Consider the following 26,265-nt stretch of genomic DNA (forward strand, 5'->3'; position numbering starts at 1 on the left):
ATTTCATTGATATAATTAAAGATAGTCATTGTCTTTCACTGAGTGTTAGTGGAGATAAAGCTCAGATCAATAAAATCGAAATAAGTTCTCTATTTCAATAAGTAAAGTGAGATCCCACCCTGCCTGATAGGGCGAATTGGAATGAGCTTCACCCCGCTATCAGAGATATTCTGGTGGATCTGGCCTATCAAGGGATGGAGGGGAAGAAAACTATCCCTGTGGCGGCAAAGAATGATATCGATCTGTTAATAAATTTAATAGAGAGTGAGCCTGAGTTGCTAAAATATGAGGCTGGAAGAAATCGAGCGGGTTATTTAAGGATGAGGAAATGAAAAATATCTACTTCTATCTGTTGATGTTATTTGCTGTAAACGGTATATCCCCTGCATTTGGTGAGATTTATTGGAGTAAACTGGAATTAATGGAGAAAACGTTATGTAAAGATATAATGAGAGGGGAAAACTATCATGAAATTTATATTTGTACTGACCGAATGCTTGCTGATTCGACGGAAAAACTAGAGAAAAAAAATAAAGAAGCAATAGACTTTCTCTCAACACTCATAACTATAGAGGGTGAGGACGATGCCGTTAAGCTTTTCAAAGCAGATCAAGCCGCGTGGAAAAATTATGTTGTCCATCGTTGTGCGTATAGAGGGCACCCATATATTAAAGATAGCCCCGTTTATTTATCAAATAAAGATCTTTGCGAGGCGGTAGAAAACTACAGACGGATCGAGTCGCTAGACGGTGAGCTCAATATCCCTTAATACTCATCCTTTGGATAAGTGTGTCACGCCGCCGATGGTGTTTCACCGTCGGCGGCGTTATCTTTATGTCATCTGACAGCAACAGGGATGGCATTTCTTTATGGCAACGCAGTTCACGGGTTTTTCTCAAGCGGGTTTAACGTTTCTTCAGCAGGTGCGTCAGTACAACGATAAAGCGTGGTTTGACGAGCATCGTGCGGTTTACGATGAGCAACTGGTTGCACCGTTCCGCACGCTGGTGGATGAACTCAGTCTGACCATGTTGCAGATTGATGATCACTTTGAAACACGTCCCGCTATCGGTAAGACTCTCTCCCGTATTCATCGCGACACGCGCTTTTCTCACGATAAATCACGCTATCGCAGCCATATGTGGCTCACTTTCAAACGTACTCGCAAAGACTGGACGGATGCACCGGTGTATTTCTTTGAAATCACGCCGGATACCTGGCGTTACGGGCTGGGCTATTACAGCGCGACGCGGAATACGATGGACCTGTTCCGTCAGACGCTGCGCGGTAATCCGTCGCAGTTTCTTGAAGTAGCAAGCTGTCTGGGAAAGACCTTCACGCTGGAAGGCGAAAGCTACAAACGCCCGCTGATTAAAGATCAGGAGCTGGAACTGGCTGACTGGTATAACCGTAAGTCGTTTGCCGCGATATCTACCCGACAGGATATGGACGCGCTATTTTCCGGCGATCTGGTGACGGTTCTGTCACAGGGTTTTACCCAGCTTGAACCGCTCTATCATTACCTGATGAACGTCGAAACGATGAAGAAGGCCGCGCAGGAAACGGAGTCCGATACGCGGGCATTTTCGGCGGATAAGTGGTTCGAACGCTAGAACCAGAGTGAGCCAACGCTACGGCGTTTTATCGCGCTCCAGCAAATAGTTAAACAGGTAACCTTCTTCCCGATTGCTGCCGAAGGTGGCGATTTGCAGATGATCATCGTCAATGCAGGTGAGTAGTATTTTCACCTGCTGACCGAAGCTGCTTTCACCTTTGCCAATCGCCTGTACATCGCTCATCTGACGGGCCGTGAAGGCGGAATCATCCAGCTTGTTACCGTAGCGAAATGCAATGGATGCGCCGCCTTCAATCTTGCCACGCTGATTGGTCATCGTCAGGCTGACGGCGTGGTAGGGCGCTTTCTGATCGTACATTTCCCGAAAATAATCCCCCAGATCGCGATATTCCTCGGCGGAAAGCCCTGACATCACATACTCATAGCTGAATGAGCCGTGGAAACAAGCGGTGCTTTTCACGGGCGTAATCGGCGAAGGAAGTGCGTGCTGCGCGATGTCATTCAGATACCGCAGCCGATTTAGCTGCTGTTGATAACGCTGGCGCAAACAGTCTTCGTCTTTACATTGATCGCGAGTGCTCAGCCAGCTGCGTTGAAACTGGTTGAGCGTTTTTTCCCACGGCGCGCTGTTGCTGTACGTCGTCAGGAACGCGCGGGAGGTCCTCCAGATCTGTGCCAGTTCTTCATCGAGCTGCCCGAGCAACGGGCTGGCGCAAATCAGCTTTTCCTGTGCTGAGGCGGCGTTGTCACAGGAGAAACTGGCGGCTTGCGCATGGTGGCTGAGGGAGGCGAACGTCACCCCTGCGGCGATCAGGGCAGTGAAGGCTATCTTCATGGGGTATCCTGTAATATGTCCCAAAAGGCGGCAATCAGCGGTTCGCTAAGCCGTTTTTTCTGTACACACACGCCGAGTTCAAGTGGCTCCATTACCTGCTCGACAAAGACAGAAACGCGGTTGCGTACCGGTTCCGGGCTGTTTTCCAGTACGACGTTGGGAATCAGTGCGATACCACAGCCCAGCGCGACCATCGATACCATCGCTTCATGCCCGGAGATGGTGGCGTAAATTTGCGGGTTAGTGATGTGGTTGCGTCGAAACCACAGATCGATGCGCTTACGCACCGGGCCGTGTTCCGGCAGGATGAACGGGATCTGCGACCAGTCTGGGTCTGCCTGCCGCACCAGCGACTGCACGGGGCAGGGAAGTGCTGGGATAATCAACGCCAGAGGCAGTTTATCGAGCGGCATGAAGTCAACGCTGACAGGCAGCGCTTCCGGGCGTCCCGCAATCCCCAAATCCCCATCGTTCGACTGAATTTTCTCGACGGCATCGGCGGCATCGCCCGTCGTCAGTTTAATTTCCACTAGCGGGTGTAGCGCCCGAAAGCGATCCAGAATGGGTGGCAGGTGGCTGTAGGCGGCGGTGACGGAACAGAAGATCCGTAGTTCACCGCTTAATGATGGCCCATGCTGGTCTATCGTGTGGCGTAACTGCTGGTATTGCAGCAACGTTTGCTGGGCGAACTGCTTCAGGTGATCTCCGGCATCGGTAAGCTGCACGGTACGGTTATCGCGCAGAAACAGCGTCTGTCCTAAATCCTCTTCCAGCCGCTGAATTTGCCGTGACAGCGTGGACGGGCTGATGTGCATCGCCTTGGCGGTACGGCCAAAGTGCCGATTTTCCGCCAGATGCAGGAATAATTTGAGATCACGTAAATCCATGCGATACAGGCCCCGTTTTTTATCTTGCAGATAGTGCAATGTGACGTTGTTAATATATCAATTTAAGCAACGCAATTCCTGTCATATGATGGGGTCATAGTGAATTCCCCTCTGGCGGGAATCCTTTCTCGAATAACAGACAAACAAAACCGTATACGGAGCACGACATGGCTAACTATTTCAACACATTAAACCTGCGTCAGCAGCTGGATCAATTGGGCAAGTGCCGCTTCATGGGGCGTGATGAATTTGCCGATGAGGCGAGCTACCTGAAAGGGAAAAAAGTGGTGATCGTCGGCTGTGGTGCTCAGGGTCTGAACCAGGGTCTGAACATGCGCGATTCCGGCCTGGATATCGCTTACGCCCTGCGTGCTGAAGCGATTGCCGAAAAACGTGCATCATGGCGCAAAGCGACCGAAAACGGCTTCACCGTTGGCACCTACGAAGATCTGATCCCGCAGGCTGACCTGGTGGTTAACCTGACGCCGGACAAACAGCACTCCGCCGTGGTTCAGGCAGTACAGCCGCTGATGAAACAGGGCGCTGCGCTGGGCTACTCTCACGGCTTCAACATCGTTGAAGTGGGCGAGCAAATCCGTAAAGACATCACCGTCGTGATGGTGGCGCCGAAGTGCCCAGGTACGGAAGTGCGTGAAGAATACAAACGTGGTTTCGGCGTACCTACGCTGATCGCGGTTCACCCGGAAAACGATCCGAAAGGCGAAGGCATGGCCATCGCTAAAGCGTGGGCTGCGGCAACCGGTGGTCACCGTGCTGGCGTTCTGCAATCCTCTTTCGTTGCAGAAGTGAAATCTGACCTGATGGGTGAGCAAACCATTCTGTGCGGTATGCTGCAGGCGGGTTCTCTGCTGAGCTTCGACAAACTGGTTGCTGAAGGCACCGATCCGGCTTATGCAGAAAAACTGATTCAGTTCGGCTGGGAAACCATCACCGAAGCGCTGAAGCAGGGCGGGATCACGCTGATGATGGATCGCCTGTCTAACCCAGCGAAACTGCGTGCTTACGCGCTGTCTGAGCAGTTGAAAGGCATCATGGCGCCGCTGTTCCAGAAACACATGGATGACATCATCTCCGGCGAATTCTCCAGCGGCATGATGGCTGACTGGGCGAACGATGACGTGAAACTGCTGACCTGGCGTGAAGAGACCGGTAAAACGGCATTCGAAAACGCGCCGCAGTTCGACGGTAAAATCGCTGAGCAAGAATACTTTGATAACGGCGTGCTGATGGTTGCGATGGTGAAAGCGGGCGTTGAGCTGGCGTTTGAAACCATGGTGAGCTCCGGCATCATCGAAGAGTCGGCTTACTACGAATCACTGCATGAGCTGCCGCTGATCGCTAACACCATTGCGCGTAAGCGTCTGTATGAAATGAACGTGGTTATCTCTGATACCGCAGAATACGGTAACTACCTGTTTGCTAACGCCGCCGTTCCATTGCTGAAAGAGGCGTTCATGGCATCCCTGCAGCCGGGCGATCTGGGCAAAGCGGTTGCGGGCACCGAAGTGGACAACGCGCAACTGCGTGATGTGAACGAAGCGATCCGTAACCACCCAATCGAAACCGTAGGCCACACGCTGCGCGGTTACATGAAAGACATGAAGCGTATTGCTGTTGCGGGTTAATTTCCGTCAGTGATCGAAATAGAAGAGGGTACAGCATTGGCTGTGCCCTCTTTTTTATCTGGGGTTACCCTTTATCTTGCGTTATTGACGTCGAGTACCGTCGGTATGCTGCGTGAGGCAAGCATCAGCGCCGTGGTTAATTCTGCTGTTGTCATACGAACACAATAAGACGGCATTCCTCTTTCAAAGCGCCATCCTTCAGACAATTTTCCCGCATCGACAACATCAAATCCGAATGCATCATAGAGTCCGGCCACAATGGTTTTTTCCTGCTCATCATCACCTGCAAGCGGTAGCGCCCGGCGATGGGCTGAGCCTGTCGGGAGCCCATCGCTTTCAAGCTGTGTCATGGGGATAGCATTGAACGCTTTGGTGATCCTGGCGTCTGGTAAATAACGCGCCAGTAGCTCGCTGGTGGTGGTACTGCGCGTATCCAGTGCGGTGACCTTACCATCTCGCTCGGTATAGTAATTGACGGTATCGATGACGGATTTTCCCCGTAAAACCTGTTCAGGGAGCTTATCGATGGCGGTAAAGGGAACGGCGATAACCACAATGTCACCAAATCGCGCGGCTTGAGTGGTGGTTCCGATATCGCAGCCGATCATAGGACGGAGGCTGAAAAGTGATTGGGGATCGCGTGAGTTACTGAGCATGACCTGATGACCGTTCTGGAGCGCTAATTTAGCTATCGCCCGTCCAACAAAGCCTGCACCAATAATGCCGATATTCATCTTCTTCTCCTTAATGCTTTTGAGAAAAGAATCTTAATTACCTACAATTTGAAGATAAATTTTGATTTTAAAAGAAAACAAACAACAAATATGAGTGAATCATGGATCGGCTGACCAGTATGAGTATCTTTGTTAAAGCATCGGAGTTAGGGTCTTTTGCCGCCGCCGCAGAAGCGTTAGGCCTATCTCCACAGATGGTGGCGAAGCAGGTGGCATGGCTTGAAACGAGGCTTGGCGTTCGGTTGCTGAATCGTACGACGCGGAGGCAAAGCCTGACGGATATTGGTGTGCGTTATTATGAGCGCTGCAAGGTTGTTCTTGCCGAGGCAGAGGACGCTGACGCAGTCGCCCGCGAAATGCAGGTGACACCTTCGGGAATGATTCAGGTTAACGCGCCGGTTACCTGGGGATCGCATCTACTTGCGCCGTTTATCGCGCACTATCTCGCACGCTATCCTGACACGCAAATTGCGCTAACGCTGAATGATCGTCTGGTCGACCCGATAGAAGAGGGGTTTGAAGTCATCATTCGTATCGGTGAATTGGCGGATAGTTCGATGGTGGCTTGGCCGCTTCAGTCTTACTCGTTGATTGCCTGTGCATCGCCTGACTATCTGGCGCGTGAAGGCGTGCCAGAGACGCCGGCAAGCCTCGCACGTCACGCGTGCCTGATTTATGGCTTACGCACCGCCGCGACGTCTTGCCGATGGGTATTCCAGAAGGACGGTAAGTCCGAAGAAATCAGGCCACAGGGTAGGCTTTTTGCTAATGACTGGAACGCGCTGCTGCATGCGGCGATAGAGGGATATGGTATTACGCTGGGGCCTGAGGTTGTGCTACGTAAGGAAATTGACCGCGGACGACTGGTTCAGGTGCTATCTGACTATAACGGCCCTGCTCGTCCGGTTCATGTTATGGTCCCGATGGGACGGCGGTCGGCAGTGAAAATTAAAACCTTCGTCGATGCAATCAGAGCAACTTTCGGGTAAAGATAAGCCCGTGGCGCAGCGAACGATGCCACGGGCGTGTTTTATCAAACGGACTTATATTTTTCTTCCGCCTGATTGAAGCGATCGGTAATCGCTTTTGATGGCGCTTTACCCAGCAGGCTGACGATAAAAATGGTCAGGCTGTTGAAGATGAAACCTGGGATAATTTCATACAGGCCCAGCCAGGCGTAGTGTTCCCAGATCAGCACGGTTGTTGCGCCCACGATCATGCCGAACAGGGCACCGTTGCGCGTCATGCGCGGCCACAGCAGAGAAATCAAAATCACCGGTCCGAATGCGGCACCGAACCCAGCCCAGGCATAGCTCACCAGACCCAGCACGCGGTTTTCAGGATTAAGCGCCAGCACGATAGCGATGATAGCCACGAACAGCACCATGGCGCGGCCGACCCACACCAGTTCTTGCTGGCTGGCGTTTTTGCGCAGGAAGGGTTTGTATAAATCTTCGGTGATGGCGCTGGAACAGACCAGCAACTGGCAGCTCAGCGTACTCATCACGGCAGCCAGAATCGCAGACAGCAGCACCCCGGCAACCCACGGATTGAACAGCAGCATCGACAGCTCGATAAAGACACGCTCGCTGTTTTGCGCCACATTGCCCGCCTGATCCGGGTTATTGTTGAAGTAGGCGATGCCGAAGAAGCCCACTGCCACGGCACCGGACAGACAGAGAATCATCCAGGTCATACTGATGCGGCGTGCGTTGTGGATCGTGTGATGTGAATCTGCAGCCATAAAGCGCGCCAAAATATGCGGCTGACCGAAATAGCCCAGTCCCCATCCCATCAGCGAGAGGATAGCGACAAAATTCAGCCCTCGGAACATGTCCAGGTTGGCCGGATTTTTCGCTTCAATCACCATTAGTGAGCTATCAATTCCTCCAAGAGACAGGATGACAATCACCGGGGTCAGGATCAGGGCGAAAATCATCAGGCTGGCCTGAACGGTGTCCGTCCAGCTTACTGCCAGAAAGCCGCCAATAAAGGTATAGGCGATGGTGGCCGCTGCGCCTGCCCATAATGCGGTGCTGTAACTCATACCGAAGGTACTTTCAAACAGGCGCGCCCCCGCAACTACGCCGGATGCACAATAGATCGTGAAGAAAATCAGGATCACTAACGCGGAAATCACACGCAGTAATTTACTGTTATCTTCAAAGCGGTGGGTGAAATAGTCAGGCAGGGTGAGCGCGTTGTGGTTTACCTCAGTGTGTACGCGCAGGCGTCCGGCGACCCATTTCCAGTTCAGGTACGCGCCCAACGTCAGGCCGATAGCGATCCAGCTTTTAGAAATCCCGGCAATGAAAATAGCGCCCGGTAATCCCATGAGCAGCCAGCCACTCATATCGGAAGCGCCAGCCGACAGCGCGGTTACCACGCTTCCCATCCGGCGTCCGCCCAGAATGTAATCGCCAAAGTTATTGGTGGCGCGGTAGGCAAATAGGCCGATGAGGACCATCCCGAAAATATACAACAGAAACGTCACCAGCATAGGTGTGCTTATTGTCATTCAACTCTCCACATTATTTTTCGTGCCGCTGTCGCGGCGACGCTGTGTTTTATAGTAATCACTCAGGCCGGAACGAGGTCTGACGGTGATGATGGGCTGCAACCGATCCATTTGTTAACAAGGTTGCACAAAGTTGCAACATGGTTGATATTGACGTTATCCCGATGTGCATCTTCTCATTATAGGAGTGGACTCTATGGGCTCTACCACGATGGGTGTAAAACTCGATGAGGAAACGCGCGAACGTATCAAGGCGGCAGCCCAGCGTATTGATCGTACACCGCACTGGCTGATCAAACAGGCTATTTTCCATTACCTCGAACGCCTCGAAAGCGGCCTCGACACTCCTGAAACACCGCAATGGGCGAACGTCAGCCACATTGAAGCGGAAGAGATTATGCCGCAATCTCAGGAAGAAGAAACCCACCTACCCTTTCTTGATTTCGCCGAGCACATTCTTCCGCAGTCCGTTATCCGCGCCGCCATCACTTCTGTTTACCGCCGCCCCGAAAGTGAACTGGTGCCTATCTTGCTCGAACAAGCAAGACTTACCGATGAAATGTCGCAGTTAACGCAGAAACTGGCTTATCAACTGGCAGAGAAATTACGCGGTCAGAAAGCCGGAAATGGGCGTGCGGGCATTGTGCAAGGGCTGCTACAGGAATTCTCACTTTCTTCTCAGGAAGGGGTGGCGCTGATGTGCTTAGCCGAAGCGCTGCTGCGTATTCCTGATAAATCTACGCGCGATGCGCTGATCCGCGACAAGATCAGTCGGGGAAATTGGCAGGCGCATCTTGGTCACAGCCCGTCACTCTTTGTGAATGCTGCAACCTGGGGGCTGCTGTTTACCGGGAAGCTGGTGGCGACGCACAACGAAGTGAACCTCTCGAATTCGCTGAACCGCATCATCGGGAAAAGCGGTGAGCCGCTTGTCCGCAAAGGTGTCGATATGGCTATGCGGCTGATGGGGGAGCAGTTTGTCACCGGAGAAACTATCGGCGAAGCGCTGGCGAATGCCCGCGAACGGGAGAATAAAGGCTTCCGTTACTCTTACGACATGTTAGGTGAAGCCGCGCTGACGGAACACGATGCTGCCGCGTATCTGGCGGCCTATCAACAGGCGATTCATGCTATTGGCAAAGCCTCGAACGGGCGCGGGATTTACGAAGGGCCGGGCATCTCCATCAAGCTGTCGGCGCTGCATCCCCGCTATAGCCGGTCGCAGTATGATCGTGTGATGGAGGAACTTTATCCGCGTTTGTTGATGCTGACGCTGTTGGCGCGTCAGTACGATATCGGGATCAATATTGATGCGGAGGAAGCCGATCGACTGGAGATCTCGCTCGATCTGCTGGAAAAACTCTGCATGGAGCCGCAGTTGGCGGGGTGGAACGGCGTTGGGTTTGTCATTCAGGCTTATCAGAAACGCTGTCCGTATGTGATTGATGCGCTGATTGAGCTGGCACAGCGCAGCCGTCGGCGGTTGATGGTTCGTCTGGTGAAAGGGGCGTACTGGGACAGTGAAATCAAGCGCGCGCAGGTTGACGGGCTGGAAGGCTACCCAGTCTACACGCGTAAGGTTTATACCGATGTGTCGTATCTGGCGTGCGCTCGGAAGCTACTGGCCGTACCGAATCTGATTTATCCGCAGTTTGCCACGCACAATGCGCAGACGGTAAGCGCGATCTACCACATGGCGGGCAACAATTATTATCCTGGACAGTATGAATTCCAGTGTCTGCATGGCATGGGGGAACCGCTTTACGATCAGGTGGTGGGCGCGGTTGCTGATGGAAAACTGAGCCGTCCGTGCCGTATTTATGCTCCGGTCGGAACCCATGAAACGCTGTTGGCTTATCTGGTGCGACGCCTGCTGGAAAACGGCGCGAATACCTCGTTTGTTAACCGCATTGCGGATACCTCAATGGCGCTGGAAACGCTGATTGCCGATCCGATTCGTGGCGTAGAGGCGCTGGCAAAAGTGGAATGGAGCATGGGCGCGCCGCATCCCAAGATTCCCCTGCCACGTCAGCTATATGGGCGGGAACGGCAAAATTCGAGCGGACTGGATCTCTCGAACGAGCACCGGCTGGCCTCGCTCTCCAGCGCGTTGCTGAATCATGCATCACAGCCGTGGTATGCCGCGCCAATGATTGAGGGGGAAAGCGAGGCAAGTGAAGAAAGACCTGTCGTGAATCCCGCAGATATGCACGATGTGGTGGGCTACGTTCTCGATGCCTCGGTGGCGGATGTTGAGCAGGCGGTAGATGCCGCAGTACATGCTGGCACCATTTGGTTTGCGACGCCACCCGCAGAGCGGGCCGCGATATTGAATCAGGCCGCCTCGCTGATGGAAGGGCAGTTGCAAAGTCTGCTGGGACTGCTGGTGCGGGAAGCGGGTAAATCCTTCAGTAACGCGATTGCGGAAGTGCGCGAAGCGGTGGACTTCTTACGCTATTACGCGGGACAGGTTCGGGATTCATTCACCAATGATACCCATCGTCCGCTGGGGCCAGTGGTTTGCATCAGCCCGTGGAACTTCCCGTTGGCGATCTTCACTGGTCAAATTTCTGCCGCACTGGCGGCAGGAAACAGCGTGCTGGCGAAACCAGCTGAACAGACGCCGCTGGTTGCGGCACAGGCGGTGCGTATTTTGCATGAGGCGGGCATTCCTCCGGGTGTGCTGCAACTGCTGCCCGGGCAGGGAGAAACGATTGGTGCCGCGTTGGTCAGCGATGAACGGGTACGCGGTGTGGTGTTTACCGGATCGACGGCCGTTGCCAAAACCCTGCAACGCAGCATCGCGGGCAGGCTCGATCCACAGGGGCGTTTGACGCCGCTGATTGCCGAAACGGGTGGCCTGAATGCGATGATTGTCGATTCGTCTGCGCTGACCGAGCAGGTGGTGAATGACGTTATCGCCTCTGCGTTCGACAGCGCCGGACAGCGTTGCTCGGCGCTGCGCCTGCTGTGCCTGCAAGAGGATATTGCGGATCGCACTCTGGCTATGCTGCGTGGCGCGATGGCGGAGTGTCGAATGGGCAATCCTGAGCGGTTATCGACCGATATCGGTCCGCTGATTGACGCGGAAGCGAAAGAGAACGTGGAGCTGCATATCCAGACGATGCGGGCGAAAGGCCATACGGTATTTCAGGCAGCGTATCCGCAGGATGAGGAGACGTGGCGGTACGGGACGTTTGTGAAACCGACCCTGATCGAACTGGGCAAGATAGACGAGCTGAAAAAAGAAGTTTTTGGTCCAGTTTTACACGTAGTTCGCTATCAAAGCCAGCGGTTGGATGCAGTGATTGCGCAGATCAACGCGGCGGGATACGGTCTGACGCTGGGTGTGCATACCCGTATTGATGAAACTATCCTGCGTGTGACGGGCAAGGCGAAAGTGGGTAATCAATATGTGAACCGCAATATGGTCGGTGCCGTTGTCGGTGTTCAACCGTTTGGTGGGGAGGGCTTATCAGGAACCGGACCAAAGGCGGGCGGGCCGCTTTATCTGTACCGTTTGCTGGCACATCGGCCGGACGACGCGCTTGCGGCAGAATTCTCACAGCAGAACCGTGAGCAGGCGCTGGATGCATCTGCTCGATCGCCGCTGTTGGCGAGGCTACAGGTGCTGGAAGACTGGGCGATTACTGGAGAGCGTCACGAGCTAGCGACGTTATGCCAGCGCTATAGAGAATATAGCGTCAGCGGGACAACGCGGCTGTTGCCTGGCCCGACAGGGGAAAGTAATTCCTATACGCTGCTGCCGCGTGAGCGGATTCTGTGTCTGGCGGATAATGAGGATGATCGCTTGATTCAGACGGCGGCGGTGCTGGCAACGGGCGGGGAGTTGTTGTGGCTGGAAGGCGAGCAGGAGAAAACGCTTTACGGCCGTTTACCCGCCGGCGTGCAGTCGCATATTCAGTTCACGCCTGACTGGCAGCGGCAAGGTGTGTCTTTTCATGGCGTCATTTATCATGGGGACGCCGATCGGTTACGGCAACTGAGTGAGGCGCTTGCAGCGCGCGATGGCCCGATTATCCAGCCGTTAGGCTATGCGCAGGGCGATACCCACGTACAGTTGGAGCGTCTGTTGACCGAGCGTTCTCTGAGTATTAATACCGCCGCCGCAGGCGGCAATGCCAGCCTGATGACGATAGGTTAATAAGGCATTTAATAGAAAAAACGCGCCAAACTAGCAGGTCGGCGCGTTTTTCATGTTCGGGGGTGTCGGCGTGGCGACTTCATTGCGATACAACTTAATGGCGGTAAAGCACCTTGATTACATGGTAACCAAACTGGGTTTTCACCGGACCAAACGGTTTCAGCAATTCGCAGGAAAACACCGCCTTATCGAACGCTGGCACCATGTCGCCTTTACGAAACTCACCTAAATCGCCGCCGTTGCGTTTTGACGGGCAGGTCGAGTGTTTTTGCGCCAGTTTCTGGAAGTCTGCGCCTTTTTCCAGTTGAGCAAGAATGTCGTTAGCCTGCTGTTCGGTGTCCACCAGGATGTGCAGAGCTGCTGCGGTATTTGCCATGTTATTACCTTTTTTGCAAAAGAGATTCCGGCGCGCAATGTAACATTTGCAACGCAAGATGTGGACTGCGATGTGCTTTCCTTAATAACAAATCCTTGGTCAAGATCGATACGGCTTTCTGCTACAATCGCCTTCCGTTTTATGAGTGAGCAAGATCGTTATGCGCTTAAACCCCAGCCAACAACACGCCGTCGAATTCGTCACCGGACCTTGTCTGGTGCTGGCGGGCGCAGGTTCAGGCAAGACCCGCGTTATCACCAACAAAATCGCGCACCTTATCCGCCAGTGTGGCTATCAGGCTAAGCACATTGCCGCTGTGACGTTTACCAACAAAGCGGCGCGAGAGATGAAGGAGCGTGTGTCGCAAACGCTGGGGCGTAAAGAAACGCGTGGGTTGATGATCGCGACCTTCCATACGCTGGGGTTGGAGATCATCAAACGTGAATATGTCGCGTTGGGTATGAAATCCAATTTCTCATTGTTTGACGATCAGGACCAGATGGCGCTGCTGAAAGAGCTGACGGAACAGTGGCTGGAAAACGATAAGATTCTGCTGCAACAGCTGATCTCGACGATCTCAAATTGGAAAAACGATCTGATCGATCCTGCCGGCGCGGCAGCAACCGCCCGTTCCGAACGCGATAAACTGTTTGTGCATTGCTACTCGCTCTATCACGACCACCTACGTGCCTGTAACGTACTGGACTTCGACGATCTGATTTTGCTGCCCACGCTGTTGCTGAAGCAGAACGCGGAGGTGCGTGAACGCTGGCAGAACCGTTTACGCTACCTGCTGGTGGATGAATATCAGGACACCAACACCAGCCAGTATGAGCTGGTTAAGCTGCTGGTAGGCACCCGCGCGCGTTTTACCGTCGTAGGTGATGACGATCAGTCTATTTATTCCTGGCGTGGTGCGCGACCGCAGAATCTGGTGTTGTTACAGCAGGATTTCCCCGCGCTTGACGTGATCAAGCTGGAACAAAACTACCGCTCGTCCGGGCGCATTCTGAAAGCCGCCAATATTCTCATCGCCAATAACCCGCACGTTTTTGAAAAGCGTCTGTTCTCGGAGCTGGGTTACGGTGATGAACTCAAAGTGATTACCGCCAACAATGAAGATCACGAAGCAGAGCGGGTCGTTGGTGAGCTGATTGCTCATCACTTTATTAAAAAGACCCAGTACGGCGACTATGCCATTTTGTATCGTGGCAACCATCAATCGCGTCTGTTTGAAAAGATGTTGATGCAGAACCGTATTCCGTATCGTATCTCCGGCGGCACGTCGTTTTTCTCCCGACCTGAAATCAAAGATTTACTGGCTTATCTGCGCGTACTGACCAATCCAGACGATGACAGCGCGTTCTTACGTATTGTAAACACGCCCAAGCGTGAAATTGGCCCGGCGACGATGAAGAAGCTGGGCGAGTGGGCAGGGCAGCGCAATAAAGGTCTGTTCAGCGCGAGTTTTGATATTGGGTTGAGCCAGTCGCTGACCGGTCGTGGGCTGGAATCCCTGCAACGGTTTACTCAGTGGCTGGCGGAAATCGCCCGTCTGGCAGAGCGTGAACCGGTCGCTGCCGTGCGAGATCTGATTCATGGATTGGACTACGAAAGCTGGCTGTATGAAACCTCTCCGAGCCCAAAAGCTGCAGAAATGCGGATGAAGAACGTCAATCAGCTATTCAGTTGGATGACGGAAATGCTGGAAGGGTCAGATCTCGATGAGCCGATGACGCTAACGCAGGTCGTAACGCGCTTCACGCTGCGGGACATGATGGAACGGGGAGAGAGTGAAGAGGAATTGGATCAGGTTCAGCTAATGACGCTACATGCGTCCAAAGGCTTGGAATTCCCGTACGTCTTTTTAGTTGGGATGGAAGAAGGTCTGTTGCCGCACCAGAGCAGCATTGATGAAGATAACGTCGACGAAGAGCGTCGTCTGGCATACGTGGGGATTACGCGTGCTCAGCGCGAACTGTTCTTCACATTGTGCAAAGAACGCCGCCAGTATGGCGAGTTGGTGCGCCCCGAGCCGAGTCGTTTCCTGCTTGAACTGCCGCAGGATGATGTGGTGTGGGAAACGGAAAGAAAAGTGGTGAGCGCACAAGAGCGTATGCAGAAAGGTCAGACGAACGTCGCTAATATTCGGGCGATGTTGGCAAAAGCAAAAGGGGAATAATCATCCCCCCTTTTATATCCGTTAAGCTGTGGTTTCTTCCAGCATCAGCGGCCAGTGTACGTAGCTCTGCCAGCGGCTTTCCTGTTCCAACATTTCTGCCCGTAACGGGTGCTGAGCCAGCCAGCCAGCAGGCAGAATCAAACGTAACGCTTCGCCTTCTACGCGTAATCGTACGGCTGGCAGCGTGTCATCACGGCGGCGGCTGGCAAAAATAATAGCCAGACGCAACAGGCGGCACAGGCGCTGTGCCTGATTGACCGGCAGCGCATTTTGCTGACTGAGCGGCATTAAATCGACAGGGTTAATCTGGTTTTGCAGGAGTGTCGCTAACAGCTTTTTCTGGGCGGGCGTAAAGCCGGGGAGATCGCTATGGCGAATCAAATAGCCTGCATGGTGAGGCGACTGGCGAAAATCGATGCTTAAACCGATTTCGTGTACCAGACAGGCGCTGCGCAGTAACTCGCGACATCGACTATCTAACTGCCAGTCACGGGCAACCTGTTGCAGAAAGTTGTCCGCCAATGCACTAACGCGTTTAGCCTGTTCGGTATCCAGCAGATAACGGCGTTGCAGCGTTGCTAACGTACGGTGACGAATATCCTGGTCGACGGGCAGATTCAGCATGCCATAGACCAGTCCTTCACGCAGCGCGCCTCCGGCCAGCGTCATCGTTTTGATGTCGAGCTCCTGGAAGATCGCCAGCAGAATGGCTAATCCGCTGGGGAAAACCAGCGCGCGTTCCAGCGTCAGGCCATCAATTTCCAATTCTTCCAGCTTATCGCATTGAATCGCATGCTCTTTAAGCTGTCTGAGCTTCGGCAGAGTAATGTATTCATCCATTCCCTGCGCGACCATAATTTCCTGTAGCGCCTGGACTGTGCCGGAAGCGCCGACGCAGATTTGCCAACCCTGCTCACGCAGAGAGGCCGCAACAGGGCGCAACATTTCACGCGCCGCCTGTTCAGCGCGTTCAAAGTTACCGGCTTCCAGATTGCGGTCACTGAAATAGCGATCCAGCCACGTTACGCATCCCATCGGAAGGCTGATCAACTGAGTCGTTTTTGCGCCGATTCCCGTTGCCAGTTCGGTACTGCCACCGCCAATATCCACGACCAGACGCGCATCCGGGCCGCCTGTCGTATGTGCCACACCTTGATAAATCAAGCGTGCTTCTTCTTCACCGCTGATAACCTGAATCGGCAAGCCCAGAATTTCCTGAGCCCGTTGCAGAAATTCGTCAGCGTTCGTTGCCAGTCGCAGGGTGGCTGTCGCGACAACGCGCACCTGATCCTGCGGAATGTCCTGCAACCGTTCGGAGAACAGTTGTAGACACTGCCAGCCACGCTGCATCGCTTCCTGCGAGAGCCGATTCTGTTTATCCAGCCCTGCCGCAAGGCGGACTTTACGCTTTATTTTCGCCAGCGTCTGAATGCTGCCTGCGGTTTCCCGGGTGACCAGCATATGGAAGCTGTTCGAGCCGAGATCGATGGCAGCGTAAAGTGAAGAAGAGCTCAGCATCGACGGTTAGTCCGCTCGTTTACGGTTATTACGGGGCGCTCCGCTGCCGCTGCGGCGTGGCGCATTATGTCGGCGCGGGCCATTATTGGAACGCGGTGGACGTGTTAAACGTTTCGGCGCAGGTAAATCATTCATCAGCGCGTCACTGTTGTATTTGCTGACTGGGATTCCGTGACCGATATAGGTTTCGATAGCCGGAAGGTTCAGCGCGTACTCTTCACAGGCCAGACTGATAGAGAATCCGCTTTGTCCCGCACGGCCCGTACGGCCAATACGGTGAACGTAGTCTTCGCAGTCATCCGGCAGATCGTAGTTAAAAACGTGGGTTACAGAAGGAATGTGCAAACCGCGTGCTGCAACGTCCGTTGCCACCAGAATATCCAGATTACCCTGGGTAAATTCTTCCAGAATACGCAGGCGTTTTTTCTGTGCGACGTCGCCCGTCAGCAGCCCAACGCGATGGCCATCGGCAGCCAGATGGCCCCAGATGTCTTCACAGCGATGCTTGGTATTCGCAAAAATAATGCAGCGGTCCGGCCACTCTTCTTCCAGCAGTGTCTGGAGCAGGCGCATTTTTTCTTCGTTGGATGGATAAAACAGTTCTTCTTTAATGCGGTGGCCGGTTTTCTGTTCCGGTTCCACTTCCACATACTCGGCGTTATTCATCTGTTCAAACGCGAGTTCACGCACCCGGTAGGAGAGCGTAGCGGAAAAGAGCATGTTCAGGCGCTGTGCCGCTGCGGGCATGCGGCGGAATAGCCAGCGAATGTCTTTGATGAAGCCGAGATCGTACATGCGATCTGCTTCGTCCAGCACGACGACCTGAATCGCGCCCAGATTGATGTGGTTCTGCTTGGCATAATCGATCAGACGACCGGTGGTGCCGATCAGAATATCAACGCCGCTTTCCAGCACTTTAAGCTGTTTGTCGTAGCCGTCGCCACCGTAGGCTAAACCTAATTTTAGCCCAGTTGCATGAGACAGCGCTTCTGCATCAGAGTGAATCTGGACAGCCAGTTCACGGGTTGGTGCCATAATTAAGGCACGTGGCTGATTGGTCTGACGCTCTGCGTTTGCAGGGTGTGAAAGCAGATAATGGAAAGTAGACGCGAGAAAAGCCAGCGTCTTGCCGGTACCGGTTTGCGCCTGACCCGCAACATCACGCCCTGACAGAGCCAATGGCAGAGCTAACGCCTGAATAGGCGTACAGTTATGAAACCCTTTACTTTCAAGAGCTTCAATAACCTGCGGGTGCAGGGCGAAGTCGGAAAACTTCTGTTCAGTTAAGTGTGTTTTGCTCATAGTGTGGTAGAATATCAGCTAACTATTGCTTTACGAAAGCGTATCCGGTGAAATAAAGTCAAGCCGTTGTTGGTTAATGCTACACCAACAAGGTAGAAATAATCCTGCGGAGTAAAATATGAGCGATAAAATAATTCACCTGACTGATGACAGCTTCGGCACGAAAGTATTGCAAGCTGAGGGCGCTATCTTGGTTGATTTCTGGGCTGAGTGGTGTGGTCCTTGCAAAATGATCGCTCCTATTCTGGATGAAATTGCTGAAGAGTTTGAAGGTAAACTGACGGTTACCAAGCTGAACATTGATGAAAATCCGGCTACTGCGCCGAAATATGGTATCCGTGGCATTCCTACTCTGCTGCTGTTTAAAAACGGCGAAGTCGCTGCGACGAAAGTCGGCGCACTGTCGAAAGGGCAACTGAAAGAGTTCCTGACGGCGAATCTGTAATTAGCTTGATACCCTAAAAAGGGTGTCGCCGGCGGGCGCAATTGGGCAATATGTAATTCTCATATTGACTGCTTGCCGCTCGTCGGGAAGCGTGTTAGATTCTTCATCACTGCATATCGTACTTGCCTATGTTTAAGCCCTTAGGCTTAAGCCTGAAAGTTAGAGTCTAAAGCATTATTCTGTGTCGAAATCGAAAAAATCGTTGTTTTACAAGGTAATTGTTCTACAAGACGATTGTTTTACAACACGTTTGTGATCCGATTTGGGCAGTCTGCTAGTTTTACAATAATTGGTTTTATGTGTCTTCGATCTCCTGCCGTTGATTTATGCGGATATCGTTTATGCGGATGTTGTTTTGCGCGGATGTAATGCGCTTCAGGTGTGAAACCAGACAGGAATCCGGTGGTTGAAGGCTGTTATAGAGGCACGGATGATCCTGCCATACCATTCACGTTATAGTTCGAGATTTACCCCGAGTTAAAGAACCCACCACTATGAATCTTACCGAATTAAAGAATACGCCAGTTTCTGAGTTAATTACTCTTGGCGAAAATATGGGACTGGAAAACCAGGCCCGCATGCGCAAACAGGATATTATCTTCGCTATTCTGAAACAGCATGCCAAAAGCGGCGAGGATATTTTCGGCGATGGTGTGCTGGAGATATTGCAGGATGGCTTCGGCTTTCTCCGCTCCGCAGACAGCTCCTACCTCGCAGGCCCCGATGATATCTACGTTTCTCCCAGCCAAATCCGCCGTTTTAACCTCCGCACTGGTGACACCATTTCTGGCAAGATTCGTCCGCCGAAAGAAGGTGAACGCTACTTTGCGCTGCTGAAAGTTAACGAAGTCAACTACGACAAACCTGAAAACGCCCGCAACAAGATCCTGTTCGAAAACTTAACGCCGCTGCACGCAAACTCTCGTCTGCGTATGGAACGGGGTAACGGTTCGACAGAAGATCTGACGGCGCGTGTGCTGGATCTGGCTTCGCCGATCGGCCGTGGTCAACGTGGTCTGATCGTTGCACCGCCAAAAGCGGGTAAAACCATGCTGCTGCAGAACATCGCACAGAGCATCGCTTACAACCATCCTGACTGCGTGCTGATGGTGCTGCTGATTGACGAACGTCCGGAAGAAGTTACCGAGATGCAGCGTCTGGTGAAAGGTGAAGTGGTAGCGTCAACGTTTGACGAGCCAGCTTCCCGTCACGTTCAGGTTGCCGAAATGGTGATCGAAAAGGCAAAGCGTCTGGTTGAGCATAAGAAAGACGTTATCATCCTGCTGGACTCCATTACCCGTCTGGCGCGTGCCTACAACACCGTGGTTCCGGCTTCGGGCAAAGTGTTGACCGGTGGTGTGGATGCCAACGCCCTGCATCGTCCGAAGCGTTTCTTCGGTGCGGCGCGTAACGTTGAGGAAGGCGGTAGCCTGACCATCATCGCCACCGCGTTGGTTGATACCGGTTCTAAGATGGACGAAGTGATTTACGAAGAATTTAAAGGTACAGGTAATATGGAACTGCACCTTGCGCGTAAAATCGCAGAAAAACGCGTGTTCCCGGCGATTGACTACAACCGTTCCGGTACGCGTAAAGAAGAACTGCTTACCACCTCTGAAGAATTGCAGAAGATGTGGATTCTACGCAAGATCATCCACCCAATGGGTGAGATCGACGCGATGGAATTCCTCATCAACAAGTTGGCGATGACGAAAACCAACGATGAATTCTTCGATATGATGAAACGTTCATAAATCCGGGCGTTCATCTATATATACCCTAAATAATTCGAGTTGCAGGAAGACGGCAAGCGCACGAATCCCCAGGAGCTTACATCAGTAAGTGACTGGGGTGAGTAAGGGAAGCCAACGCACATGCGGCTTGAAGTATGACGGGTACATTACGGATAACTCGGGGAACGCCACGCTGGGTCGTGGCGTTTTTTTATCCCCTAATTGATCGGATGTGAAGGGGCTTTCTACCAGGAAGTCTCGGTTATCACTCAATTTGTACTGGCGATCAACGTGGGCGATAGGATATAAGGCGTAAACCGAGTCTATACTGAACAGCTACAGCGCAGCTGTTAACGGTGAACTTACTCACTATGAGTACCGAATTACTATTTATTTTCTTGTTTTCTCTGGGCTTTCTTTTTTTTGCTCGCAGCATCGCGGGTAAAATAGGGCTTGTCGATCGTCCCAATTACCGTAAACGCCATCGGGGTCTTGTCCCTCTGGTTGGTGGTATCTCCGTGTATGCGGGTATCTGCTTTACCTACTTCATTACCGATCAATATATTCCCAACTTCCGTCTTTACCTGCTGTGCGCGGGTGTGCTGGTGTTTATCGGCATGCTGGACGATCGTTTTGATATCAGTGTGAAAATTCGTGCCGTTGTGCAGGCGTTTGTTGCCGTGGTGATGATGGCTTTCGCCGGCTTGACGATACATAACCTGGGATTCATTTTCGGTCCGTGGCAGATGGGGCTGGGGCCGTTTGGCTATCTGGTCACGCTGTTTGCGGTTTGGGCGGCAATTAATGCGTTCAATATGGTGGACGGGATCGATGGATTGCTCGGCGGGTTGTCCAGCGTCTCATTTGGGGCGATGGGGATTTTGCTGTACCTGAGCGGCCATACGAATCTGGCATTGTGGTGTTTCGCCATGATTGCGGCGACGTTGCCTTATATTCTGCTTAACCTCGGCATGTTTGGACCTCGCTACAAGGTGTTCATGGGCGATGCGGGTAGCACGATGATTGGCTTCACGGCCATCTGGCTCCTGATTCAAACAACGCAAGGCCCGCAGCATCCGATTAATCCGGTTACGGCACTGTGGATCATCGCTATCCCGCTGATCGATATGATCGCCATCATGTATCGGCGCTTGCGTAAAGGGATGAGCCCGTTCTCGCCTGACCGACAGCATATCCATCATTTAATGATGCGGGCTGGCTTCTCTTCCCGTCAGGCGTTTGTGCTGATTACGCTTGCTGCCGCCTTGTTGGCCGCGGTCGGTGTGTTGGGAGAATATTTCTTTTTTATACCCGAATGGTTTATGTTGGCATTATTCTTGCTTGCATTTCTGCTGTATGGCTACTGCCTGAAACGAGCATGGCGGGTCGCCCGTTTTATCAAGCGAATCAAACGCCGTATGCGGCATTCTGATGAGCAAAAGCAGTCATCCTGACCAAATAATTTTGGGGAAGTAATGAAATCAGAGAACTTGTCTACCGGGAATGCGTTGATTGATAACGAACTGGATATCCGTGGTTTATTTCGCCTGTTGTGGCGTGGAAAGGTGTGGCCGATAGCAATCGGTCTGCTTTTTGCCGTTGTGGCACTGGGTTATTCCTATCTTGTTAAACAGGAGTGGAGCGCGACAGCGATTACCGACAAGCCGACGGTCAATATGCTGGGTGGGTATTATTCGCAGCAGCAATTCCTGCGTAACCTCGACGCCCGTTCTTTTTCCGCGCCTCAGCCAGAACAACCGTCTATTTCGGCCGATGCTTATGACGAGTTCATCATGCAATTAGCGGCTTACGATACCCGCCGCGATTTCTGGTTGCAGACCGACTATTATAAGCAGCGTCTGGAAGGCGATGAAAAAGCCGATGCGGCTCTGCTCGATGAATTGGTTAACAACATTCAGTTTACGCCGCGAGACGACGGGAAAAAGACCAATGATTCCGTGAAACTGGTGGCAGAAACCTCTAAAGATTCCAACACGTTGCTTCGTCAGTATGTGGCTTTTGCCAGCCAGCGTGCAGCCAGTCACCTGAATGAAGAAATTAAGGGTGCCTGGGCTGCCAGAACTATCTTCATGAAGTCGCAGATCAAGCGTCAGGAAGCGGTAGCAAAAGCGATTTACGATCGCGAAGTCCGCAGCGTTGAGCTGGCGTTGAAAATCGCCCAGCAGCAAGGTATTAGCCGCAGCCAGACGGATACGCCGGCAGACGAAATCCCCGCATCGGAAATGTTCCTGCTTGGCAGGCCGATGCTTCAAGCCCGACTGGAAACATTGCAGACCAGCGGCCCCCACTACGAACTGGATTACGATCAAAATCGCGCGATGTTGGCGACGCTGAACGTTGGCCCAACGCTTGAGGCCAGTTTCCAGACGTATCGTTATTTGCGTACGCCGGAAGAGCCGGTGAAGCGTGATAGCCCACGCCGGGCATTCCTGATGGTGATGTGGGGTGCGATTGGTGCGCTCGTCGGCGCGGGTGTTGCCTTGGCTCGCCGTCCGCGCTAACCAGCTTGCTGATTCGCGTCTGATGCTCAGCGAGCGTCTGCGTCTAACCTGATTAAAGAGATTCAATGTGAAAGTATTGACTGTTTTCGGCACCCGGCCGGAAGCCATAAAAATGGCACCGCTGGTTCATGCCCTGGCTCAGGATGGAGCCTTTGAATCGAGAATTTGCGTAACAGCCCAGCACCGGGAGATGCTGGATCAGGTGCTGCGTTTGTTCGATATTACGCCGGATTACGATCTGGATATTATGCGACCGGGACAGGGACTCAGTGAGATATCCTGCCGGATTTTATCAGGACTTGAACCCGTTATGGCGGAGTTCAAACCGGATTTGGTGTTGGTGCACGGCGATACCACCACGACGTTGGCAACCAGTCTGGCGGCTTTTTATCAGCGTATCCCCGTCGGCCATGTAGAAGCGGGATTGCGTACTGGCAATCTGTACTCGCCCTGGCCGGAAGAGGCTAACCGCAAACTGACCGGACATTTGGCGATGTACCATTTCGCCCCAACGGAAAATTCTCGCCAAAATTTACTGCGTGAGCATCTGTCTGACCGACATATCTTTGTGACGGGTAATACGGTGATTGATGCGCTGTTCTGGGTGCGCGATCGTATTCTCGGGGATTCCGCGTTACGCTGCAGCCTTGACGAAAAATATGCCTTTTTGGACGATAACAAGAAGCTGATTCTGGTTACCGGGCACCGCCGCGAAAGTTTTGGCGGCGGCTTCGAGCGCATTTGCAGCGCGCTGGCCGACATTGCCCGTCGACACCCTGAAGTACAAATTGTGTATCCGGTTCACTTGAATCCTAACGTCAGCGAACCGGTGAATCGCATCCTGAGCGGCATTGATAATGTGATGCTGATTGCGCCGCAGGACTATCTGCCTTTCGTATATTTGATGAATCGTTCTTACATGATTTTGACCGACTCTGGCGGCATTCAGGAAGAAGCGCCGTCGTTAGGCAAGCCCGTATTGGTGATGCGTGATACGACAGAGCGGCCGGAGGCGGTGGAAGCCGGTACGGTCAAGCTGGTAGGGACAGAAGTAACCAGCATTGTCGATGCGGTATCTACGCTGTTGACGGATGAAGAAGCGTATCAGGCAATGAGTCGCGCCCATAATCCTTATGGCGATGGACAAGCCTGTCAACGCATCGTTGATGCTTTAAAAAATCGCCAGGAGCGATTTTAAACGTCGCTTGCGACGATCCGAAGGGGGTCGGGCAGGGATAGCCCGACATAAAAAATCGCTAAGTGTATTTTTGGGCTGAGAATAGCTGATTGACAGAGTGTAAACGGAGATAATGGGATAGAAGAGTAAAGCGTTTGCGCCATGGATGGCGCAATCCGAGCGTACAGGGATGTATTCACAGCGTCTTTACGATCTATCCATTATCTCCGCTCAATGCATCCATCAACGCTCGAAAATTGAACGTCGCCTTGCGACGGCCCGACATAAAAATTATCAGGTGACACTATGAGCTTTACTACCATTTCCGTAATCGGTTTGGGCTACATCGGTTTACCCACCGCCGCGGCGTTTGCGTCGCGCCAGAAAAAAGTCATCGGTATCGATGTGAACAAACTGGCGGTCGAAACCATTAATCGCGGCGAAATCCATATCGTCGAGCCCGATCTGGATGCGTTGGTCAAAGTGGCAGTGGAAAATGGTTACCTTCAGGCGCTGACAAAGCCTGTGCCAGCCGACGCTTTCCTGATCGCCGTTCCTACCCCATTCAAAGGCGATCACGAACCCGATCTGGCCTACGTTCAGGCGGCTGCGGCATCCATCGCGCCTGTTCTGAAGAAAGGCGATCTGGTGATTCTGGAATCGACATCCCCCGTAGGTGCAACCGAGCAAATGGCCGAGTGGTTGGCCGAGGCGCGAGCGGACTTGACGTTTCCGCAGCAGGTTGGGGAAACGGCGGATATCAACATAGCCTATTGTCCTGAACGCGTTCTGCCAGGGCAGGTCGTGGTCGAACTGATTAAAAACGATCGCGTCATTGGCGGCATGACCCCGGTATGCTCTGCTCGCGCGAGCGAACTGTACAAAATCTTCCTCGAAGGTGAGTGTGTGGTTACTAACTCCCGCACCGCCGAAATGTGCAAGCTGACGGAAAACAGCTTCCGCGACGTCAATATTGCTTTCGCCAATGAGCTCTCGCTGATTTGTGCCGAACAAAACATTAACGTATGGGAACTTATCCGATTGGCAAACCGTCATCCCCGCGTCAATATCCTGCAACCCGGCCCTGGCGTCGGTGGGCACTGTATTGCGGTCGACCCCTGGTTTATCGTGGCGCAGAATCCGCAGCAGGCCCGGTTGATTCATACCGCCAGACTGGTGAACGATGGCAAGCCGCTCTGGGTGGTGGATCGCGTCAAAGCGGCCGTGGCGGATTACCTGGCACAAACGGATAAACGCGCCAGCGAGGTCACGGTGGCCTGCTTTGGGTTGGCGTTCAAGCCCGACATTGACGATCTGCGCGAAAGCCCCGCAGTAGGGATTACGTCCATGATTGCACAGTGGAATACCGGCGTGACGTTAGCCGTCGAACCAAATGTCAAACACCTGCCGTCCGTGTTGGCCGGACAGGTGAAACTGGTCGATACCAGCAGTGCATTAAAAGAAGCCGATGTGCTGGTCATGCTGGTCGACCACCGTCAGTTTAAAGCGATTAACCCAGAAGATGTGAAACAGCAGTGGGTTATTGATACCAAAGGAGTATGGCGTTGAAACGTATTTTAATTACCGGCGGAGCAGGGTTTATTGGTTCAGCGTTGGTCAGATACATTCTGACGGAAACGCAGGACAGCGTCGTCGTTGTCGATAAGCTGACCTATGCAGGGAACCTGTCTTCTCTGGCCCCCGTTGCTGATAGCTCACGCTTCGCCTTCGAGCAGGTTGATATTTGCGATCGTGCTGAATTGGACCGTGTCTTTACCGCTTACCAGCCCGCGCTGGTGATGCATTTGGCGGCAGAAAGCCACGTCGACCGCTCTATCGATGGCCCGGCGGCGTTTATCGAAACCAATATTGTCGGCACCTATACGATGCTGGAAGCGGCACGTCACTATTGGCAAAACCTGGCTGATGCGGACAAGCGCGCATTCCGTTTTCACCATATCTCTACCGATGAAGTGTTTGGTGACCTGCACGGGACGGACGATCTGTTTACAGAAACCACGCCTTATGCGCCAAGCAGCCCCTATTCCGCATCGAAAGCCTCCAGCGACCACCTTGTTCGCGCCTGGCTGCGCACCTACGGGTTCCCGACGGTTATCACCAACTGCTCGAATAACTACGGTCCTTACCATTTCCCAGAGAAGCTGATTCCGCTGGTGATCCTGAATGCGGTCGCGGGCAAACCTTTACCGGTTTACGGTGACGGCGCGCAAATCCGTGACTGGCTGTTTGTCGAAGACCACGCTCGCGCACTGTACAAAGTGGTGACGGAAGGCGAAATCGGCGAGACATATAACATCGGTGGTCACAACGAGCGCAAAAACATTGAAGTCGTGCAGACCATTTGCGCGCTGCTGGAAGAGCTGGCACCGAATAAGCCCGCTGGTGTGGAACATTACCGCGATCTCATCACCTACGTGAAAGACCGACCAGGCCACGACATGCGTTACGCGATCGATGCCGGGAAAATTGAACGTGAGTTGGGCTGGCGTCCAGAAGAAACGTTTGAGACGGGCATGAGAAAAACCGTCAGTTGGTATCTGAATAACGAAAAATGGTGGCGCAGCGTGCAGGATGGTTCTTATGCCGGCGAACGTTTAGGGCTGAACGATTAAACCTGCGTCTGAGGGC

General features: G+C 52.9%; 20 protein-coding genes. 13 read left to right on the forward strand and 7 right to left on the reverse strand.

Annotated elements, in window-relative coordinates:
* Positions 1 to 328: 328 nt before the first annotated feature.
* Both Q3A88_RS11405 and Q3A88_RS11410 read left to right on the forward strand, forming a co-directional pair.
* On the forward strand, positions 329 to 769 hold the full coding sequence (locus Q3A88_RS11405; protein ID WP_039286270.1) for a lysozyme inhibitor LprI family protein: 441 nt from the start codon (positions 329 to 331) through the stop codon (positions 767 to 769).
* A gap of 100 nt (positions 770 to 869) precedes the next feature.
* The gene (locus Q3A88_RS11410; RefSeq protein WP_039550123.1) at positions 870 to 1,613 is read left to right on the forward strand and encodes a DUF2461 domain-containing protein; all 744 of its coding nucleotides are present in this window, start codon (positions 870 to 872) and stop codon (positions 1,611 to 1,613) included.
* A gap of 18 nt (positions 1,614 to 1,631) precedes the next feature.
* Here the strand turns inward: Q3A88_RS11410 and Q3A88_RS11415 are convergent, their stop codons facing one another.
* Positions 1,632 to 2,411: a lysozyme inhibitor LprI family protein gene (locus Q3A88_RS11415; protein ID WP_317177933.1), complete on the reverse strand. Its 780-nt coding sequence runs from the start codon at positions 2,409 to 2,411 to the stop codon at positions 1,632 to 1,634.
* Positions 2,408 to 3,298 carry an HTH-type transcriptional activator IlvY gene (gene ilvY / locus Q3A88_RS11420; protein WP_317177934.1) on the reverse strand — a complete coding sequence of 297 codons (891 nt, stop codon included), beginning with the start codon at positions 3,296 to 3,298 and terminating at the stop codon, positions 2,408 to 2,410. The genes Q3A88_RS11415 and ilvY overlap by 4 nt, the downstream gene beginning before the upstream one ends.
* A gap of 167 nt (positions 3,299 to 3,465) precedes the next feature.
* Here ilvY and ilvC point away from each other — a divergent pair, with 167 nt between their 5' ends.
* Positions 3,466 to 4,944, forward strand: coding sequence for a ketol-acid reductoisomerase (gene ilvC, locus Q3A88_RS11425; protein WP_180787063.1), 1,479 nt, complete (start codon positions 3,466 to 3,468; stop codon positions 4,942 to 4,944).
* 71 nt (positions 4,945 to 5,015) lie between these two features.
* On the opposite strand, the gene Q3A88_RS11430 is transcribed toward ilvC, so the two are convergent.
* A complete protein-coding gene (locus Q3A88_RS11430; protein WP_317177935.1) occupies positions 5,016 to 5,678 on the reverse strand; it encodes an NADPH-dependent F420 reductase in 663 nt (220 codons plus the stop codon).
* A gap of 101 nt (positions 5,679 to 5,779) precedes the next feature.
* Here Q3A88_RS11430 and Q3A88_RS11435 point away from each other — a divergent pair, with 101 nt between their 5' ends.
* On the forward strand, positions 5,780 to 6,667 hold the full coding sequence (locus tag Q3A88_RS11435) for a LysR family transcriptional regulator (protein WP_317177936.1): 888 nt from the start codon (positions 5,780 to 5,782) through the stop codon (positions 6,665 to 6,667).
* Positions 6,668 to 6,711: 44 nt separating this feature from the next.
* Here Q3A88_RS11435 and putP read toward each other — a convergent pair whose 3' ends face one another.
* Positions 6,712 to 8,196, reverse strand: a complete 1,485-nt coding sequence (putP, locus tag Q3A88_RS11440; protein WP_317177937.1) for a sodium/proline symporter PutP — start codon at positions 8,194 to 8,196, stop codon at positions 6,712 to 6,714.
* A gap of 196 nt (positions 8,197 to 8,392) precedes the next feature.
* Between putP and putA the strand changes: the two genes are divergently transcribed.
* Positions 8,393 to 12,361: a trifunctional transcriptional regulator/proline dehydrogenase/L-glutamate gamma-semialdehyde dehydrogenase gene (gene putA, locus Q3A88_RS11445; protein ID WP_317177938.1), complete on the forward strand. Its 3,969-nt coding sequence runs from the start codon at positions 8,393 to 8,395 to the stop codon at positions 12,359 to 12,361.
* A 94-nt stretch (positions 12,362 to 12,455) separates the two neighbouring features.
* Here putA and ppiC read toward each other — a convergent pair whose 3' ends face one another.
* On the reverse strand, positions 12,456 to 12,737 hold the full coding sequence (gene ppiC, locus Q3A88_RS11450; RefSeq protein WP_317177939.1) for a peptidylprolyl isomerase PpiC: 282 nt from the start codon (positions 12,735 to 12,737) through the stop codon (positions 12,456 to 12,458).
* 160 nt (positions 12,738 to 12,897) lie between these two features.
* On the opposite strand from ppiC, the gene rep reads away from it, so the two are divergent.
* On the forward strand, positions 12,898 to 14,919 hold the full coding sequence (rep, locus tag Q3A88_RS11455) for a DNA helicase Rep (protein ID WP_317177940.1): 2,022 nt from the start codon (positions 12,898 to 12,900) through the stop codon (positions 14,917 to 14,919).
* A gap of 21 nt (positions 14,920 to 14,940) precedes the next feature.
* Here the strand turns inward: rep and ppx are convergent, their stop codons facing one another.
* Positions 14,941 to 16,437 (reverse strand): exopolyphosphatase, encoded by a 1,497-nt coding sequence (gene ppx / locus Q3A88_RS11460; RefSeq protein ID WP_317177941.1) that lies wholly within the window; start codon positions 16,435 to 16,437, stop codon positions 14,941 to 14,943.
* Between the two features lie 6 nt (positions 16,438 to 16,443).
* A complete protein-coding gene (gene rhlB, locus Q3A88_RS11465) occupies positions 16,444 to 17,739 on the reverse strand; it encodes an ATP-dependent RNA helicase RhlB (protein ID WP_233989518.1) in 1,296 nt (431 codons plus the stop codon).
* Positions 17,740 to 17,857: 118 nt separating this feature from the next.
* On the opposite strand from rhlB, the gene trxA reads away from it, so the two are divergent.
* The 7 genes from trxA to rffG all read left to right on the forward strand — a co-directional run bounded on the left by trxA (position 17,858) and on the right by rffG (position 26,249).
* Positions 17,858 to 18,184 carry a thioredoxin TrxA gene (gene trxA, locus Q3A88_RS11470; RefSeq protein ID WP_010283883.1) on the forward strand — a complete coding sequence of 109 codons (327 nt, stop codon included), beginning with the start codon at positions 17,858 to 17,860 and terminating at the stop codon, positions 18,182 to 18,184.
* Between the two features lie 494 nt (positions 18,185 to 18,678).
* The gene (gene rho, locus Q3A88_RS11475; protein WP_010283881.1) at positions 18,679 to 19,938 is read left to right on the forward strand and encodes a transcription termination factor Rho; all 1,260 of its coding nucleotides are present in this window, start codon (positions 18,679 to 18,681) and stop codon (positions 19,936 to 19,938) included.
* Between the two features lie 335 nt (positions 19,939 to 20,273).
* Positions 20,274 to 21,371 (forward strand): UDP-N-acetylglucosamine--undecaprenyl-phosphate N-acetylglucosaminephosphotransferase, encoded by a 1,098-nt coding sequence (gene wecA, locus Q3A88_RS11480; RefSeq protein WP_094370123.1) that lies wholly within the window; start codon positions 20,274 to 20,276, stop codon positions 21,369 to 21,371.
* A 21-nt stretch (positions 21,372 to 21,392) separates the two neighbouring features.
* Positions 21,393 to 22,439, forward strand: coding sequence for an ECA polysaccharide chain length modulation protein (gene wzzE, locus Q3A88_RS11485; RefSeq protein ID WP_039286255.1), 1,047 nt, complete (start codon positions 21,393 to 21,395; stop codon positions 22,437 to 22,439).
* A 67-nt stretch (positions 22,440 to 22,506) separates the two neighbouring features.
* A complete protein-coding gene (gene wecB, locus Q3A88_RS11490) occupies positions 22,507 to 23,637 on the forward strand; it encodes a non-hydrolyzing UDP-N-acetylglucosamine 2-epimerase (RefSeq protein ID WP_317177942.1) in 1,131 nt (376 codons plus the stop codon).
* Between the two features lie 285 nt (positions 23,638 to 23,922).
* Positions 23,923 to 25,185, forward strand: coding sequence for a UDP-N-acetyl-D-mannosamine dehydrogenase (gene wecC / locus Q3A88_RS11495; RefSeq protein WP_039516417.1), 1,263 nt, complete (start codon positions 23,923 to 23,925; stop codon positions 25,183 to 25,185).
* Entirely contained in the window at positions 25,176 to 26,249 is a 1,074-nt protein-coding gene (gene rffG, locus Q3A88_RS11500; RefSeq protein WP_181025863.1) for a dTDP-glucose 4,6-dehydratase, read from the forward strand. The genes wecC and rffG overlap by 10 nt, the downstream gene beginning before the upstream one ends.
* Positions 26,250 to 26,265 lie beyond the last annotated feature (16 nt).

The sequence above is a fragment of the Pectobacterium sp. HCp5_1 genome, assembly GCF_032905925.1.
GTDB lineage: Bacteria > Pseudomonadota > Gammaproteobacteria > Enterobacterales > Enterobacteriaceae > Pectobacterium > Pectobacterium brasiliense_A.